At 59.5% G+C, this 15916-nt stretch carries 15 protein-coding genes; 10 read left to right on the plus strand and 5 right to left on the minus strand.

Features of this window, described 5'->3' with window-relative positions:
• Positions 1 to 27: 27 nt before the first annotated feature.
• The 10 genes from ABIE16_RS02925 to ABIE16_RS02970 all read left to right on the plus strand — a co-directional run bounded on the left by ABIE16_RS02925 (position 28) and on the right by ABIE16_RS02970 (position 9743).
• Positions 28 to 534 (plus strand): A24 family peptidase, encoded by a 507-nt coding sequence (locus ABIE16_RS02925; RefSeq protein WP_340313728.1) that lies wholly within the window; start codon positions 28 to 30, stop codon positions 532 to 534.
• A gap of 27 nt (positions 535 to 561) precedes the next feature.
• Positions 562 to 1890, plus strand: a complete 1329-nt coding sequence (locus ABIE16_RS02930; protein ID WP_057713681.1) for a hypothetical protein — start codon at positions 562 to 564, stop codon at positions 1888 to 1890.
• A 15-nt stretch (positions 1891 to 1905) separates the two neighbouring features.
• Positions 1906 to 2721, plus strand: a complete 816-nt coding sequence (cpaB, locus tag ABIE16_RS02935; RefSeq protein WP_057713682.1) for a Flp pilus assembly protein CpaB — start codon at positions 1906 to 1908, stop codon at positions 2719 to 2721.
• A gap of 75 nt (positions 2722 to 2796) precedes the next feature.
• Positions 2797 to 4125 (plus strand): TadE/TadG family type IV pilus assembly protein, encoded by a 1329-nt coding sequence (locus tag ABIE16_RS02940; protein ID WP_057713683.1) that lies wholly within the window; start codon positions 2797 to 2799, stop codon positions 4123 to 4125.
• Positions 4126 to 4134: 9 nt separating this feature from the next.
• Entirely contained in the window at positions 4135 to 4614 is a 480-nt protein-coding gene (locus ABIE16_RS02945; protein ID WP_057713684.1) for a TadE/TadG family type IV pilus assembly protein, read from the plus strand.
• A complete protein-coding gene (locus tag ABIE16_RS02950) occupies positions 4614 to 5108 on the plus strand; it encodes a TadE/TadG family type IV pilus assembly protein (RefSeq protein WP_057713685.1) in 495 nt (164 codons plus the stop codon). Before ABIE16_RS02945 ends, ABIE16_RS02950 begins: the two co-directional genes overlap by 1 nt.
• Positions 5102 to 6322 carry an AAA family ATPase gene (locus ABIE16_RS02955; protein ID WP_057713686.1) on the plus strand — a complete coding sequence of 407 codons (1221 nt, stop codon included), beginning with the start codon at positions 5102 to 5104 and terminating at the stop codon, positions 6320 to 6322. Before ABIE16_RS02950 ends, ABIE16_RS02955 begins: the two co-directional genes overlap by 7 nt.
• A 3-nt stretch (positions 6323 to 6325) precedes the next feature.
• Positions 6326 to 7768: a CpaF family protein gene (locus tag ABIE16_RS02960; protein WP_057713687.1), complete on the plus strand. Its 1443-nt coding sequence runs from the start codon at positions 6326 to 6328 to the stop codon at positions 7766 to 7768.
• Positions 7765 to 8751, plus strand: a complete 987-nt coding sequence (locus tag ABIE16_RS02965; protein ID WP_057713688.1) for a type II secretion system F family protein — start codon at positions 7765 to 7767, stop codon at positions 8749 to 8751. The genes ABIE16_RS02960 and ABIE16_RS02965 overlap by 4 nt, the downstream gene beginning before the upstream one ends.
• 29 nt (positions 8752 to 8780) lie before the next feature.
• Entirely contained in the window at positions 8781 to 9743 is a 963-nt protein-coding gene (locus ABIE16_RS02970) for a type II secretion system F family protein (protein WP_057713689.1), read from the plus strand.
• Between the two features lie 220 nt (positions 9744 to 9963).
• On the opposite strand, the gene ABIE16_RS02975 is transcribed toward ABIE16_RS02970, so the two are convergent.
• The 5 genes from ABIE16_RS02975 to ABIE16_RS02995 form a co-directional block, all read right to left on the minus strand.
• Entirely contained in the window at positions 9964 to 10233 is a 270-nt protein-coding gene (locus tag ABIE16_RS02975) for a DUF3613 domain-containing protein (RefSeq protein ID WP_057713690.1), read from the minus strand.
• Positions 10234 to 10251: 18 nt separating this feature from the next.
• Complete coding sequence (locus ABIE16_RS02980; protein ID WP_057713691.1) at positions 10252 to 10965, minus strand: tetratricopeptide repeat protein; 714 nt, start codon at positions 10963 to 10965, stop codon at positions 10252 to 10254.
• Positions 10966 to 11084: 119 nt separating this feature from the next.
• On the minus strand, positions 11085 to 12308 hold the full coding sequence (locus ABIE16_RS02985) for a type II and III secretion system protein family protein (protein WP_057713692.1): 1224 nt from the start codon (positions 12306 to 12308) through the stop codon (positions 11085 to 11087).
• A 595-nt stretch (positions 12309 to 12903) separates the two neighbouring features.
• Positions 12904 to 13311, minus strand: coding sequence for a PA2817 family protein (locus ABIE16_RS02990; protein WP_007972361.1), 408 nt, complete (start codon positions 13309 to 13311; stop codon positions 12904 to 12906).
• A gap of 74 nt (positions 13312 to 13385) precedes the next feature.
• Positions 13386 to 15833 carry an acyl-CoA dehydrogenase gene (locus ABIE16_RS02995; RefSeq protein ID WP_429520540.1) on the minus strand — a complete coding sequence of 816 codons (2448 nt, stop codon included), beginning with the start codon at positions 15831 to 15833 and terminating at the stop codon, positions 13386 to 13388.
• Positions 15834 to 15916 lie beyond the last annotated feature (83 nt).

Consider the following 15916-nt stretch of genomic DNA (forward strand, 5'->3'; position numbering starts at 1 on the left):
AGTCTATTCCCAGTGAGAGATGCAGCGATGCCTATTGAGCAGATGTTTACATCAATTGTTCTGTTAGGGCTGCTAGGTATTGCGGTGGTGAGCGACCTTCGTCGCCACCGCATCCCCAACCTGCTGGTTCTTATAGGACTTGTTTTGGGTTTGACCAGTCAGGCTTACGCAAGTGGAGTTGAGGGGCTTGGTAATGCTGCGCTGGCCATGCTGATCGGCTTTGCAGTGTTTCTACCTTTGTATGCCCTGGGCGGTATGGCCGCCGGGGACGTCAAGTTGATGGCTATGGTCGGATGTTTTTTTACACCGTATGACGCGTTGTGGACGGCGCTTTTCAGTCTGACGGCCGGTGGTTTGTGCGGTTTTTTGATCATCCTTTTTCGTGGCCAGCTGCTGCAAACCTTAGCGCGCTACGGGTTGATATTAAGGGCGCGAACCTACTTGGCTCCGGCGGTAGATGAAGTGGCCGGAAAGCCTTTCCCATACTCCGTTGCAATTTTGCTCGGAACCCTGGCCAGTGGCTATTGGCTGTAGATCGGCCCGTAGCCCAGGAGGCTAGCCATGCACGTCATCGTCGAAAGTGATGCCTACCCCAGCGATCGGGGAGCGGTACAACGCCTGGCTCCTCAGCCCTGCACTATCCGCGAAACTGGCCTGACGGACAGTTTTCTCGGAGAGTTGGTGTGCAAGCATTTGTTTGATGCCGGTGTGCTGGACATGTCGCGGCTGGTGGAACGTCTGGCGCTGACCGGCGCGGTACTTGAAGAGGTCCTGGCGTTTCTGCGCAAGGACGGCCGTGTCGAAGTGCTGGGCCAGGTGAGCCAAACCGGCGGGCAGATGTTGCGTTATGGCCTGACCGAACGTGGTCGCAGTGCCGCCCGTGATGCCCTGTCTCGCAGCGGTTATATAGGAGCGGCACCCTTCCCGGTGAGTACCTACCGGTCCCTGATCAAGCTACAGACCATTCACCATGGTCGCATCAATGCCAACGATATGCGCAATGCCCTGGCTGGCGTAGTGCTCACGGAGGAGATGCTCGATCAGTTGGGTGTGGCGATGAACTCCGGGCGCGCGATCATGATTTATGGTCCCGCGGGTACCGGCAAGACCTATGTCAGCAGTCGGCTGATCCGACTGTTCGCCGAGGCCATCTGGGTCCCTCATGCCATCGTCATCAACGAGTCGGTGATCGAGATCTATGACCCGCAGGTGCATCAGCGCCTTGATGACAACGCTCAGCAGAACACCCTGATGCTCAACGAAGGTATCGACCGTCGATTGCTGTGCTGCAAACGCCCGATCGTCATCACGGGCGGTGAGTTGAGCATGGAACAGCTGGACGTTCGCTATGACCCCTTCACCCGTCAATACCAGGCCGCCTTGCAGCTCAAGGCCAGCAATGGCCTGTTCATCATCGACGACATGGGACGCCAGCGCATGGCACCCGCCGAGCTGTTCAATCGCTGGATCGTCCCGATGGAAGAGAAACGCGATTTCCTCAACCTGGGCGGCGGTCGGCATTGCGAGCTGCCTTTCGATCTGATTCTGGTGTTTTCCACCAACCTCAACCCCCTGGAACTGGCCGATGAGGCCTTCCTTCGCCGGATTGGCTACAAGCTGCAATTCGGTTACCTGAAGCCCGAGCAGTACGAAAAGATCTGGCGTCAGGAAAGCGAGCGTCTGGGCATTTCCTATGACCCGCTGCTGGTGCGTTATGTGCTGCAAAGGCTTTATGCAAGTGAAGGCATGCCCCTGGTGCCTTGCCATCCCCGCGATCTCCTGAACATGGCACTCGATCGCCAGCGTTATATCGGCGGTTCCGGACCACTGTCACCGAAAGAGTTGGAATGGGCCTGGCACAACTACTTCGTCCAGCTCGACTTTCTTTGATACGGAGATACTGACATGAGCTCTCGTACGCTTACCCTGATAGGCGCTTCTCTGGTCATGGGCCTTGGGGCTGCATGGATGGCCGACTCTTGGCTGAGCGCACGGCTCAATGCCAGCCCGGATGACCACTTTCGAAGTGTGGTGGTCGCCACGGTAGAGATTCCATTCGGGCAGATGGTCGAGGCCCAGCAGGTCACGACCGTACGCATGCCCATGGATACGATCCCGGACGATGCCTTCGATGCCAGCGAAAAAGCCGTGGGCAAGATCGCAACGTTCGACATTCTGCGGGGCGACATCGTGCGCGGTGCACGTCTGAGCGAGCACCTGGGGGGCAGCACCCTGGCCTCTTTGATAGCGCCTGACAAACGTGCCATATCGGTACGGGTGGACGATGTGGTTGGTGTCGGCGGATTCCTGTTGCCGGGTAACCGGGTCGATGTATTGGCGACCAAACGCACGGAGAATGCCAGCAATAATGCTGTGTCCAAGACCATCCTCGAGAATTTACGGGTGTTGGCGGTGGACCAGACCGCAGGTACCGACAAAACCCAACCGGTGGTGGTGCGTGCAGTGACGCTGGAGATGACGGCCGCAGAGGCTGAAGCCCTGGTCACGGCGCAGACGGAAGGCAAGTTGCAACTGGCGCTGCGTAACCCACTGAACCTCGAGAAGAAAATCGCGGCCGTTGCACCTGCTGCACCTGTAGCGCCGGCCATGGCCGTGGCCACCGTCGCGGCGCCAAAACGTGTGGTACAGCACAGCAGCGGCGAGGGGGCGGGTATCACCGTTATCCGCGGGACTGAAGCCAAAGTAGTCAACATTCGCTGACTTTGCGCAGCAGCTGCCTGGATACCACGTTATTGGCGGAGCCGATCCGGATCAGTATCGGCAATCGAGGGCTTGATGATGAATCTTCGTATTCAGCGGCCGTTCACTTCGACGCCAAGGCGCCAGGAAGGATCGGTGAGTGTATTGATGGTGATCGCGTTGGCGGTGATGGCCATGATGGCGGCGTTGGCTCTGGACGGCGGGCATATGATGCTGAACAAAACGCGCCTGCAGAATGCGGTGGACGCCGCCGCCCTGAGTGGCGCCAAAACCCTGAGTCAGGTGGGAGGGGGTATCACCGGTGCCAGCGTGACGCAAACCGCCGCGCTCAATACGCTGATACAGAATGCCAATGCCACGGGCAACAAAGAATTGGCCACGGCGGTCGGCGGCAACGCAGGCGCATTTGCAGTGGTGGAAATGGCAAGCAGTGTCTATGGCCCGTTCTCTTTTCCCGGGCCGACGGATGCCAAGTACGTTCGGGTATCGGTAGCGAGCTATGGCCTGACGGAGTTTTTCTGGAACTTCGCCCAGTCATTAGGCGTCGTGGGGAACAAGGCGGTGGCGGCTATCGCTACCGCGGGACCCAGCCCTACCAGCCCCTGCGATCTCGCGCCTTTGATGGTCTGTGGCAACCCTGCTCAATACGACCCGGACGCGGGCATGTTCTGGGGCTTCCAGTTTGGTGATTTGAAGGTATTGAAGACGGCTTCCGGCAATCAGTCTCCAATTGGTCCAGGCAACTTTCAGTTGCTCGATTTTGGCTCGGGCGGCAATGCGGTCAGGGAGGAGATGGCGGGAGGCGGCAAGGTCTGTCGCAATGTGGGAGACAACGTCACGACCGAGCCTGGCAACAAGGTCGGCCCTGCGTCTCAAGGCCTGAATACGCGCTTCGGCATCTACAACGGCCCGGTCAGTGCCTCGGCCTATCCGCCGGACCTGGTGACGACGTCCAGTAATCCCGCCATCACTGACGACGGCACAGGCCCGAAGTACCAAGGGCAAACCATTACCTCAAGCAATGGCAATCTCACAGCGGGCGGCAACCCGATACTGGACTACAACGACTGGCGTGCGAGCGTTGCCGCGTGTGTGGCAGGGGGCAGCAGTGGTTGTCAGAGCAATGGGGTGTTCGAGCGCCGGATGCTGAAAATCGTGGTGGGCAACTGCGCTGGGAAAAATAGTGGTTCAACCTCGATCCCCGTCCTCGGTTTTGGCTGTTATTTCGTGGTGCAGCCCATGGATGGCGGCGGCGGGGAAGCGGAGATCTTCGGCCAGTTCGTGAAGGAGTGCGAAGGCGACAACGTGGCCGGCCCCTCGCCGTCCACCGATTCTGGCCCGCAGATCATTCAGCTCTACAAAACCTATCTCAACGGCAGCAGCACTCCGAGCACTGACTCGTAGGGGGGCGTCATGAGACTTCATGGATTTAAACATCGGCAGCGCCAGCAAGGCCTGGCCATGGTGGAATTCACCCTCGTCCTGCCGGTGTTGCTGTTGCTGTTACTGGGCTTCGGTGAGTTCGGCCGCATGTTCTATCAGTACAACTTGTTGCTGCAGGCCAGCCGCGATGCCGACCGTTTCGTCGCCAGCCAGGCTTGGGACTCGACGCTGGGTGCGGTCGCCATGAGCAGTACGCTACTGACCCAGACGAAAAACGTTGCGGTGTATGGCGTGCCTGCCAACACCGGGACCGCTGTGATGTCAGGGTTGACGACTGGCAATGTGGTCGTCGCCGCAGTGGGCACCGACCATGTTCGGGTCACCATCACTTATACGTTCTGCCCGGTGATTGGCGCTGGCAATTGCACCGGATCGCTTCCCGGTTTTTTTGGTAATCAGATTGCACTGGGCATTCCGCTGGTCGCCACTACCGTGATGAGGGCCCTGTAATGAATAGAAAATACATGCGCGGCACCTATACGGTGGAGTTCGCCATCGTTGGTCTGTTGGTGTTCACACTGTTGTTCGGCGTAGTGGAAATGGGCCGCCTGTACTTCACGGTCAATGCGCTGGATGAAGCCGTACGGCGTGGTACGCGCCTGGCGGCGGTGTGCGATATCAGCGATCCGGTGGTATTGCGGCGGGCGATCTTCAATGCCGCGGGCAATGCAGGTAATAGCCAGCTGATCGGCGATCTGGCCACCACTCACCTGACGTTGACCTACCTGGATGTAAACGGTGCACAGGTGGCCAACCCCGCTGATCTGGTCAGCGTCAATGGTTTTCGTGCAATCCGCTATGTCCGGTTGAGCCTGCAAAACTTCGTTTTCAATCTGTTCATTCCCGGGTTCGGCGTGCCCATTACCTTGCCTACATTCAGGGCAACGTTGCCACGCGAAAGCCTCGGGCGTCATTCCGATTCCGGGGAGATCACGCCATGCTGAATACCAAGGACACCCCACTCGCCAGTTCTACCGGCAAAGCCGGGCTCAGGTTGCTGATCAGCAGCCGTGATGCCACGTCGTTGCGCGACCTGCAAGGCGTCTGCCAACGCATGCCCAGCCTGGAGGTGAGTACTCGGCTGGTGAGCAATGGGCATGTCGACCCGCTCTACGGCCTGGACCGGATGCCCGATCTGTTGCTGTTGCGCGTCAGCCACCTGTGGCGCGAGGAGTTGGCGGCACTGTTGCTGCGCCCGGCCCATGAGCGTCCGCCGATGTTGGTGTGCGGGCTGCTGAGCGAACAGGAAGGCATGCGCCTGGCGATGCAGGCCGGCGCCCGTGACGTGCTGCCCGAGCCCGTCGCCGAGACGGAGCTGGTCGCCGCCTTGAATCGGCTGGTCATGGAGGTTCGGACCGGCAGCGGGACAGTAGGGAAATTGATCTCCGTGATCAGCGCCAAGGGTGGATCCGGCGGCACCATGCTGGCCTGCAACTTGGCCCAGCAGCTCAGCATGAAGGGTGGCTGTACCCTGTTGCTGGACATGGACCTGCAATTTGGCAGCGTGACGCATTACCTGGATGTGGCGCAGTCGCACAGTCATCTGGAGGTGTTGCACCAGATCGACGGCATGGACAGCGTCGCGTTACGCGGTTTTTGCAGCCACTTCAGCCCGACCTTGCATGTGCTGGGTGGGCGGGCCGGCGAGCTGTGCCTGCCGCAGGATGCCCAGCCCGAGCAACTTGATACCTTGTTGCAATTGGCCCGCGCCAGCTATGACTGGGTAGTGATCGATCTGCCGCGACAAATCGACCACCTCACCGGCTCCGTGCTGGAACAGGTGGATCGGGTGTACGTGGTGGTGCAGCAGAGCGTCAGCCATTTGCGCGATGCCAGCTCTCTGGTGCGGATTCTTCGCGAAGACCTGGGTGTGCGTGGAGATCAGTTGCAGATAGTGGTCAACCGCTATGACAAGACGGCAGCGGTCAGCCTCAAGGATATCGGCGAGGCGCTGCGTAGCACGAACCTGTCGAAATTACCCAACGACTTCAACCTGGTCAGCCAGAGTCAGAACACTGGCGTGCCGTTGGAGCTGCATGCGCCGAAGGCGGCGATCACCACTGCCCTGCGCAACGTGGCCGACGACTTGGTCGGCAACCAGATGGCTGGAAAAAAAGGTGTGTTCAAACGCGCCTTCAACCGTTTTTTCGGGGGGTGACCCATGATCAGCGACTTTCGTAACCGCTTGCGCAAACAGTCCGGTAAACCCGCCTCATCGTCGGCTAACCAGCCGGGGGACGACCTGCCGGATCCGGCAGAGGAAATAATGGCGTGGGAACGTGCAACGCCGGACGTTCTTTACGAAACCAAAAGTCAGGTCACCCCGGTGGAAGCCGAGTGGCGAGAAAAGATTTACCAGCAGTTGCTCAAGGTCATGGACCTGTCCTTGCTGGACTCCCTGGAACAGGCTGAGGCCGCGCGGCAGATTCGCGATATTTGCCAGCGCCTGCTCGATGAGCATTCGGCACCGGTGAGTACTTCCAGCCGCCAGTTGATCATCAAGCAGATTATCGACGAGGTGCTCGGTCTGGGGCCTCTGGAACCCCTGCTGGCCGATCACAGTGTGTCCGACATTTTGGTCAACCGACATGACTCAGTGTATGTCGAGCGCTTCGGCAAGCTGCAACGCACCGATGTTCGTTTCCGCGATGATCGGCATTTGCTGAACATCATTGACCGCATCGTTTCCAGCCTGGGTCGGCGTATCGACGAGTCTTCGCCGTTGGTGGATGCGCGGCTCAAGGACGGTTCGCGGGTCAACGCGATTATCCCGCCGCTGGCCATCGACGGCCCTAGCATGTCGATCCGGCGCTTTGCCGTGGACCTGCTCAATACCGATAGCCTGATCCAGGTGGGGGCATTGACCCCGGCCATTGCCCTGCTGCTCAAGGCGATTGTCCGTGGGCGCTTGAACGTGCTGATTTCCGGCGGTACCGGCAGCGGCAAGACCACCATGCTCAATGTCCTGTCCAGTTTCATTCCGCACAACGAGCGCATCGTCACCATCGAAGACTCGGCCGAACTGCAACTGCAGCAACCCCATGTGGTGCGCCTGGAAACCCGGCCTTCGAATATCGAGGGACGTGGTGAGGTGAACCAGCGGGAGTTGGTGCGCAACAGCCTGCGGATGCGGCCGGACCGTATTGTGATCGGCGAAGTGCGCGGCGCCGAGGCGCTGGACATGCTGACTGCGATGAACACCGGTCACGACGGCTCGTTGACCACGATCCACGCCAACACCGCACGCGATGCATTGGGGCGAATCGAGAACATGGTGTCGATGACCGGGGCGACCTTCCCGATCAAGGCCATGCGCCAACAGATCGCTTCGGCCATCGGAGTGGTCATCCAGCTGGAACGCCAGGAGGACGGCAAGCGCCGCCTGGTCAGCGTGCAGGAGATCAACGGCATGGAGGGCGAGATCATCACCATGACCGAAATCTTCTCCTTCGTGCGCCACGGCGTAGGCGAAAACGGCGAAGTACTCGGTGATTTTCGGCCTAGCGGCATGATCCCCGCCTTCCGCGATGTGCTGGCCAAGCGCGGGATCGAGTTGCCGCTTGCGATGTTCAGGCCTGAGTGGATGGAGGCACGGCAATCATGAACCAGGTTCCTGGTGAATTCATTCTGATGTTCCTCGGCATGGTGTTTATTGCCGTCTTCCTCCTGTCCCAGGGCGTGGCGGTGCCGGTATTCGGCGAGGCCGGCAAGATGCGCAAGCGCATCCGCGGCCGCTTGCATGTACTGGAGAAAGCCAACAATCAGTCCAGCATGCATACCGTGTTGCGACAGAAATACCTGACGCGTTTGTCGCCATTGGAGGCCAGGCTTGAGCAGCTGCCTTTTATGGAGGCATTGACGCAAATGATCGAGCAGTCCGGGCACGAATACCGGGCCTATCGGGTATTGCTGCTCGGGCTGGCGCTGGGTGTCTGGGCGGGTATCTTGATCTGGATGGTTTGGTCAGTCTGGTGGATGGCGCTGCTGGCGGGTTTCGCGGTTTTCTGGTTACCCATACTGAAAATCTCTCACGACCGTGGCAAGCGTTTCGCTGCGTTCGAGGAAGGCCTGCCGGACGCGCTGGATGCCATGTGCCGCGCTTTGCGCGCTGGGCACCCATTCAACGAAACCCTGCGCCTGGTGGCCGAGGAGCACAAGGGGCCGGTGGCTCATGAGTTTGGCCTGACCTTCTCCGATATCAACTATGGCAACGATGTACGCCGGGCCATGCTCGGCTTACTGGAGCGCATGCCGAGCATGACGGTGATGATGCTGGTGACCTCGATCCTTATCCATCGTGAGACCGGCGGTAATCTGACCGAGGTGCTGGAGCGTCTGAGTCTGCTGATCCGCGGGCGCTTCCGTTTTCAGCGCAAGGTCAAAACCCTGTCGGCCGAAGGGCGGATGTCGGCCTGGATACTGGTGGCCATTCCCTTCGTACTGGCGGCTGTGATTTTGTTCACTACCCCTATGTACATGCCGTTGCTGCTCAATGATCCGATGGGCCATAGGCTGATACTTTGGGCTTTTGGTGCCATGTTGGTCGGGATTTTCTGGATTCGCAAAATTATCCGGATTCAGGTTTAAGCGGTATTCGCTGCCGGGAGGTACAGGTCATGGATTTTTTACTCGGGTTGTTCAGTCGGGTCACGGGGAACGAGGAGATGGCGCGCCTGTTGTTCCTTGGCGCGATCGGTTTGAGTACGGTACTTGCGGTTGGTGCCGTGATCCTGCTGATGATAGGGCTTCAGGATCCCGTGCAGCGTCGTCTTTCGCTGATCAAGCGTGGTTATTTAGGCAACGCGACCGGGCAGGAAGCTCCGGGTAACCTGCAACTGTTGCTGGAGCGGGTCGGCCAGCGCTTTGCCTCGGCCGAGTCAGCTCAAACATCCGCCACCCAGACCCTGTTAATGCATGCGGGGTACCGCTCCTCGTCGGCGGTGCAGATGTACTGGGCAGTGCGCTTGATGTTACCGCTGTTATTGATCGGTATTGCGTTGCTGCTGTTGCCGATGATTCCCAAGGTTTCCCTGATCATGGGGCTGCTGTTGGTGGTCTTGGTGGCGGGTATCGGATGGTTGATGCCAGCGCTGTATGTCGCCAAGCGCAAACAGAAGCGACAAGGCCGGCTGCGCGCCGCGTTTCCGGATGCACTGGATCTGATGGTGGTGTGCGTGGAGTCGGGCCTGGCCTTGCCCATGACCATCGAACGGGTGGCTGAGGAGATGTCGGTCAGTCAGGTCGAATTGGCTGAAGAACTGGCCCTGGTCAATGCACAAATCCGCGCAGGAATTTCGAGTACCGCGGCGCTCAAGCAACTGGCTGTGCGCACTGGGCTGGATGACGTACAAGGTCTGGTCAACCTGTTGGCGCAGAGTATCCGTTTTGGTACCAGCGTGGCCGACACCTTGCGCATCTATGCCGAAGAGTTCCGTGACCGGCGTACGCAGGCCGCCGAAGAGATGGGGGCGAAAATCGGTACCAAGCTGATATTTCCACTGATTTTCTGTCTATGGCCGAGCTTCTTTCTGGTCGCTATCGGCCCCGCCTTGATCGGGGTATTCAAAGCATTCGGGTGAGGTAAAACGGCCGGAGGCTGTCGAGCGCGATGGCCTCGCCATCCGAGCTTGATCTACACATCTCCCCAGAGCTGTCGCAGCCTGCGGCAGCTTCGGGGGTAATTCGGTAAGGATTGGATAATGTGTAGATACCACTGCTTTCCTGCACACGACATCAAGCCCGGCTTTGCAGCCAGGCTACTCTGGACGACACCAGAGGCTGATCACCCATCGACATGACTCAGTTGCCGATGGTCATTTCTCCCGCTGCATCCTGGTCATAAAATTCCGGAATCGGGTAGTTGAAGCTATTGAGCCAGCGCTGCATGGCCAGGTCACGTTCGGTGGCCGAAGCGGTTTGCAGTTTAGGGGAGGCAACCACTCCGCGAATCTGCAGCTGCAACCACTGCTCGGTGCCTTGTTGATACGGCGAGGAGGGGCCCGGCTCAATGGCCCAGGCAGTGGTTGACAGACAAGCCGTGCACACGATCAACAGCCGTTTGGTATTCATCTCGACTCCTCGAACGTTCTACTTGTTCGCACTGGCTGAGGCATCTGCTACCTCAGTCTTGCGATTCCCCTCGGATGCCACCACTTTTTTGGCGGAGGCCTTGAGTTTTTCCGCGCGGGTTTGAGCCTCTACGACTTGCTTGGGGCTCAAGTCGGCGCGGGTCACGAGTTCGGCGGCCGCCTTCCAGTTATCCTGGTAGATCAGCAGCGTCACCATATTGAGTGCCGCCAGTGTGTTTGCCTGCTTGAGCTCCATGGCGGTCATGAACTCAAAGCGTGCTTCAGGGATCCGTTGCTGATTGAGGTAGACGACCCCCAGGTCATTGCGCATCCTGTCGTCGGTGGGGGCCATCCTCACCGCACGCTCGAGGTGAGTGGCAGCGGCGGCATTATCATTTCTGGCGGCGGCCAACTGGCCCAGGCCATGTTCCCCTTCAGCCGCCAGACAGGTGCCTAGCAAGCCTTCGTACAACGGCTGCGCGTCGCCGCTACGCCCCATCAAGCGCAGTACCCGAGCCTTGCGCAGGCGAACCTGGACCAGGTTATCGGGCAATCCTTCCAGATTCGCCAGGCTGGCATACAAACGGCCTTCGTCGGCCATGTTGTCGGCCAGGTTCAGGGCCAGTTCTTGCTCCGAACCGGGCTTGGCACAGCTGGCCGGTCGCGAAGACAGACCATTGCTGGCACAACCTGCGAGCATTAATGTCGCCGCTATTGCAATGACTGCTTTCATTGAAGGTCCTCTGGCGACAACAGGTTGAACGCCTGGCCAATGGCAATACAGCTGGCCCGGCAAGCGTTCAACGTCACCGTTACGAGTGAGGGCGAGGCACATCCGGTTCAGGCTTCGGTTCATTGCGAGAGCCCGCTACGACTGTCGAAATCGCCATTTTCCAGGAAAAACATGCGGTAGAAGTTCGGGTCGTAATTGCGCAGCTGTTCGCCAGGCAATGACGGCAGTTGTGCGTTGGCAGCCAGTGGCTGGACCAGATGCGGGGTTACGATCATCAGCAGTTCGCGCTCTTCACGGTTGATGGTGTTGTCGCGGAAAAACGCGCCCAGAACCGGGATATCGCCCAGCCCCGGAAACTTGTTCACCTGGGAATTGTTGCGGGAGCTGATCAGGCCGCTGATGACAAAGCTTTCGCCGTCGGCCAGGGAGATGCTGGTATCGGTACGGCGCACGGTCAGGGCCGGGACTATCGTGCCGGCGATGCTCACTGCATTGGTGAAGTCTAGTTCACTGACTTCCGGCGCCACCTTCAGTGCAATTCGGTTTTTCCCAACGATGGTCGGCGTCAGGGTCAGGCGGATACCGAACTCCTTGTACTCGATGAAAATGCTATCGCTGCCTGAACTGGGCACCGGAATCGGTATTTCACCGCCGGCCAGGAAGCTCGCACTCTGCCCGCTGAGCGCTACCAGGCTTGGCCGCGCCAGGGTGTAGGCGAAGCCGCTGCCCTCCAGCGCATTGAGCGCCACCAGGGTACTGCCGGTAGCAAACGTGAGGTTGAAGTTGTCGTTGTTCACCGGTATTGACGGCGTGACAATGCCGCCGATGGTGGGCAAGGTTCTCGGCGAGCCGAACAGCCAGTTGCCACGGACGCCGAAAATCGAGGCGGAGGCTTCCTTGAGTTTGGTCCGGCTGACTTCAACGAAGCGGATATCGGTCTGCACCTGGCTCGGTAGCAACGGGTCGTCGGAGGGCACCGACGGCACACTGGTCAGCGCCGATGTGGCTCTACCCTTGACGAACACCATGCTTTGGCGTGGCGTTTTCGAACAGGCGGTCCAGACCATCAGGCTGGTGGTCCCCGGCGCAATGCCCGTGAGTATGAACGCGCTGCTGCCGCTGGGCTGCACGTCGGCAATTTTCGGGTCACCCACCGCCAGTTGCGTCACCGGAACGGGGCTGCGCAGTTCATTCTGCAGCCCCTGACCGACCTCGTACGTTGTCGGCCAATTGTCCAGTTGTGAACAATTGGCCGGCGCGGCCTGAGCCGCATCCACGCTGAGGCCCATCCAGAACAGGCCATGGATAATTCGCTTGAAAGCGGGCTCGGTACGAAAGCTCATTAAGGACATCCTCGCTGGATAGGCCATCTTCAGGCTGACTAAGTTGTCTCGGATCACTCACGGGGACCGGACTACCTCTCCCAATGCGCCAGACCACTTATCCACGGCCTTGGCGTTATTCCTTGCGTGCTACACATGAGCGGGCGCAATTCGCTGATCTGGCTGGATAGCGAGCGACCATTGCTGAAACGGTTTTCAGTGATCCGGTGACCTGGACTGCCTGTCGGAGCGATACTCGCGCCTATGGTTCGACCTGGTCCCCCCGGAAAGTCATCGGCAATGCAGGTACAGAGCCGGAAAACGCCTGCCAGGATCATGGTGAGGTAACTCCTTTTGCCAATCCGCTATCTGATCACTGAAGCTAACGTGAAAACTCGAGCCGTTATGACTTCTTGTAGTTTGAAGGTAGTTCAATCAAACCAAAGTGCCATGAGATAGAGAGAAAACTATTGGTGCAAAGGCTGGAGCTAGGCAGGCGGACGCTGCGGAAAAGGTCGCGGCACAGTGCGGTTGCCTGAAGTTGACGGGGTGCGCTGAAGGAAAAAAAAGGCCCGCATGCTCAAGCATGCGGGCCTTTGGCATCACTGATTGATGATCAGTGCTTGCTGTCCTGGTTCGACAGCGCCAGCAACTGCTTTTCCTGGTTCCAATCGAAGGGCTCGTCGTTCTGTTCGGCTTCGAAGCGGCGCTCTTCCAGTGCCTGATACAGGTCGATTTCATCATCGGGCATGTAGTGCAGGCAGTCGCCGGCGAAATACCACAGCAGGTCGCGCGGGACCAGGTGAGCGATTTGCGGGTAGCGAGTGATGACCTGGCACAGGATGTCCTGGCCCAGGTACTGGCTTTCGATCGGGTCGACAGGCAGTAACGCAAGCAGTTCGTCGAAGCGCTCAAGGAACAAGGCATGACTTTCGTCGGGAACCTGCTCGGCCTCACCTACGGCGACCAGGATGCTGCGCAGGTGGTCGAGTAAAACGAGATGATCGGCAACGATGTTGGACACGAGATAAGTCCTCAAGAGCAAAACGGGCGCGGGAGTATAAAGCGCCCGCGCCCGTTTTTACATGTTTGAGGGGATCAGCGGACTTTTCCCTTGGCCAGTGCCAAGGCCTCTTGGTCAAAGTCATCGACATCGATCACCTTGCGCCGAGCCGCTTCGGCTTCTCGCAGGGTTTGGGCTTCCACCGGCTGCAATACACCCGCCTCGAGGGCGGCATCGATCACCGACTCGCCGGCCACTGGTTTGACCTGGCCACTTTTGAGTGCCATATGCAGTTTTTTCTGCAGCGGCTGTGCGGTGCTCAACAGATTGCAGGCGTGTTGCAGTGCACCGACCGGATCGTCGCTCGCTTGCGGGCGGTAGCACCCCAGGAGCACTTCTTCCAGTGCCGGGTCGCCCTTGGCGCGGCCGATCACCCCTGCGACTTCGGCGCCGAGTTTGTCCGATGGCCCTTTGTGCCGGCGCCCGAACGGGAACACGATCACTCGCAACACACAGCCCACGACTTTGTTCGGGAAGTTGCTCAGCAGTTCATCCATCGCCCGTTCCGCCTGGCCCAGGCTTTCTTCCATGGCCCAGGTCAGCAGTGGTGTCATGTACTGCGGTGAGTCAAGGTCGTTGTAGCGCTTGAGCGCGGCGGACGCCAGGTAAAGGTTGCTCAATACGTCGCCTAGCCGTGCGGACAGGCGTTCGCGGCGTTTCAGTGCGCCGCCCAGCAACATCATGCTCAGGTCGGCGAGCAGGGCGAAAGCAGCGGCCTGACGGTTGAGTGCGCGGAAATAACCTTGGCTGAGTTTGTCGCCCGGGGTGTGTTCCAGATGCCCGAAACCGAGATTGAGCACCAGCGTACTGGCGGCGTTGCCCACGGCAAAACCGATGTGCTTGAGCAGCAGGTCATCGAATTCTCTGAGCGCCTGATCCTTGTCTTCACGGCCGGCGAGGGCCATTTCCTTGAGCACGAACGGATGGCAGCGAATCGCGCCCTGGCCGAAGATCATCAGGTTGCGCGAGAGAATGTTCGCGCCTTCGACGGTGATGAAAATCGGCGCACCGTTCCATTTGCGGCCGAGGTAGTTGTTCGGCCCCATGATGATCGCCTTGCCGCCGTGCACATCCATGGCGTCGCTAATGCAGTCGCGGGCGCGTTCGGTCAGGTGGTACTTGAGAATTGCCGACAGCACCGACGGTTTCTCGCCCAGATCGACTGCATTGGCGGTCAGCATGCGGGCGGCGTCCATCATCCAGGCGTTGCCGCCAATGCGGGCCATGGCTTCCTGGATGCCTTCGAACGAGGCAATCGGCACATTGAACTGCTCGCGAACCTGAGCGTATTGGCCCGTTACCAGACTGGTGAACTTGGCCATGCCGGTGCCCACCGCCGGCAGGGAAATCGAACGCCCGACCGACAGGCAGTTCATCAGCATCATCCAGCCTTTGCCGAGCATCTCCTGGCCGCCGATGAGGAACTCCAGCGGGACGAACACGTCCTTGCCCGAGTTCGGGCCATTCATGAATGCCGCGCCCAACGGCAGATGCCGGCGGCCGATCTCGACACCGGCGATGTCGGTCGGAATCAGTGCCAGGCTGATGCCCAGGTCTTCCTTGTCACCCAGCAGGTGATCCGGATCGTAGGCCTTGAAGGCCAGGCCGAGGAGGGTGGCCACCGGACCGAGGGTGATGTAGCGTTTTTCCCAGTTCAGGCGCAGGCCGAGGACTTCCTGGCCCTCCCATTCACCTTTGCAGATCACTCCTGAGTCCGGCATGCCGCCGGCGTCGGAGCCGGCCAGCGGGCCGGTCAGGGCAAAACACGGGATGTCGTCGCCGCGCGCCAGGCGAGGCAGGTAATGATTGCGTTGTTCGTCGGTGCCGTAATGCAGCAACAGTTCGGCCGGGCCGAGGGAATTGGGGACCATCACGGTTGAGGCAAGGTCGCCGCTGTGGCTCGCCAGTTTCATCGCCACTTGCGAGTGGGCATAGGCGGAGAAGCCCTTGCCGCCAAACTCCTTGGGGATGATCAGGGCGAAAAAGCCGTTGTCCTTGATGAATGTCCAGGCTTGCGGCGGCAGGTCCATGGTTTGACCGAGCTGCCATTCACTGACCATGGCGCAGAGTGTTTCGGTCGGCCCGTCGATGAAGGCCTGTTCCTCTTCATTCAATTGCGCCTTGGGATAGGACAGCAGCTTGCTCCAGTCCGGACGGCCACTGAACAGTTCGCCGTCCCACCAGACCGTGCCAGCGTCGATGGCATCGCGTTCGGTTTGCGACATCGGCGGCAGGGTTTTCTGGAACCAGTTGAACATCGGCGCGCTGAACAAATTGCGGCGCAGGTCGGGCAGCAGCAAAGGCGCGGCGACGGCGGCGATCAACGCCCAGAAAACCAGCAGCAGCCAGCCCGGTGCGCGGCTGAAAGCGCCCATGGCCACGACATAGATGGCCACGATGACCAAGGCGGGCAGCGGGGCGATGCGGCGGTGGGCCAAATAAGCAATCCCGACCAGCAAAACCAGTATCCACAACAACAGCATATTCATTCCTCCGTGAAACCAGGGCGAACCAGCCCACAGAGCTTAGACGGCATCCGCGAAACAGGCTGGTTGGAGCGATGTGA

Origin of the sequence: Pseudomonas sp. 2725, assembly GCF_050434585.1 — a bacterium.
Taxonomy (GTDB): domain Bacteria; phylum Pseudomonadota; class Gammaproteobacteria; order Pseudomonadales; family Pseudomonadaceae; genus Aquipseudomonas; species Aquipseudomonas jessenii.

What these genes read in the sequence shown, in the direction of transcription:
- ABIE16_RS02925 (WP_340313728.1), top strand. Translation starts at nt 28, where the DNA reads ATGCCTATTGAGCAGATGTTTACATCAATTGTTCTGTTAGGGCTGCTA.
- ABIE16_RS02930 (WP_057713681.1), top strand. Translation starts at nt 562, where the DNA reads ATGCACGTCATCGTCGAAAGTGATGCCTACCCCAGCGATCGGGGAGCG.
- cpaB (WP_057713682.1), top strand. Translation starts at nt 1,906, where the DNA reads ATGAGCTCTCGTACGCTTACCCTGATAGGCGCTTCTCTGGTCATGGGC.
- ABIE16_RS02940 (WP_057713683.1), top strand. Translation starts at nt 2,797, where the DNA reads ATGATGAATCTTCGTATTCAGCGGCCGTTCACTTCGACGCCAAGGCGC.
- ABIE16_RS02945 (WP_057713684.1), top strand. Translation starts at nt 4,135, where the DNA reads ATGAGACTTCATGGATTTAAACATCGGCAGCGCCAGCAAGGCCTGGCC.
- ABIE16_RS02950 (WP_057713685.1), top strand. Translation starts at nt 4,614, where the DNA reads ATGAATAGAAAATACATGCGCGGCACCTATACGGTGGAGTTCGCCATC.
- ABIE16_RS02955 (WP_057713686.1), top strand. Translation starts at nt 5,102, where the DNA reads ATGCTGAATACCAAGGACACCCCACTCGCCAGTTCTACCGGCAAAGCC.
- ABIE16_RS02960 (WP_057713687.1), top strand. Translation starts at nt 6,326, where the DNA reads ATGATCAGCGACTTTCGTAACCGCTTGCGCAAACAGTCCGGTAAACCC.
- ABIE16_RS02965 (WP_057713688.1), top strand. Translation starts at nt 7,765, where the DNA reads ATGAACCAGGTTCCTGGTGAATTCATTCTGATGTTCCTCGGCATGGTG.
- ABIE16_RS02970 (WP_057713689.1), top strand. Translation starts at nt 8,781, where the DNA reads ATGGATTTTTTACTCGGGTTGTTCAGTCGGGTCACGGGGAACGAGGAG.
- ABIE16_RS02975 (WP_057713690.1), bottom strand. Translation starts at nt 10,233, where the DNA reads ATGAATACCAAACGGCTGTTGATCGTGTGCACGGCTTGTCTGTCAACC.
- ABIE16_RS02980 (WP_057713691.1), bottom strand. Translation starts at nt 10,965, where the DNA reads ATGAAAGCAGTCATTGCAATAGCGGCGACATTAATGCTCGCAGGTTGT.
- ABIE16_RS02985 (WP_057713692.1), bottom strand. Translation starts at nt 12,308, where the DNA reads ATGAGCTTTCGTACCGAGCCCGCTTTCAAGCGAATTATCCATGGCCTG.
- ABIE16_RS02995 (WP_429520540.1), bottom strand. Translation starts at nt 15,833, where the DNA reads ATGCTGTTGTTGTGGATACTGGTTTTGCTGGTCGGGATTGCTTATTTG.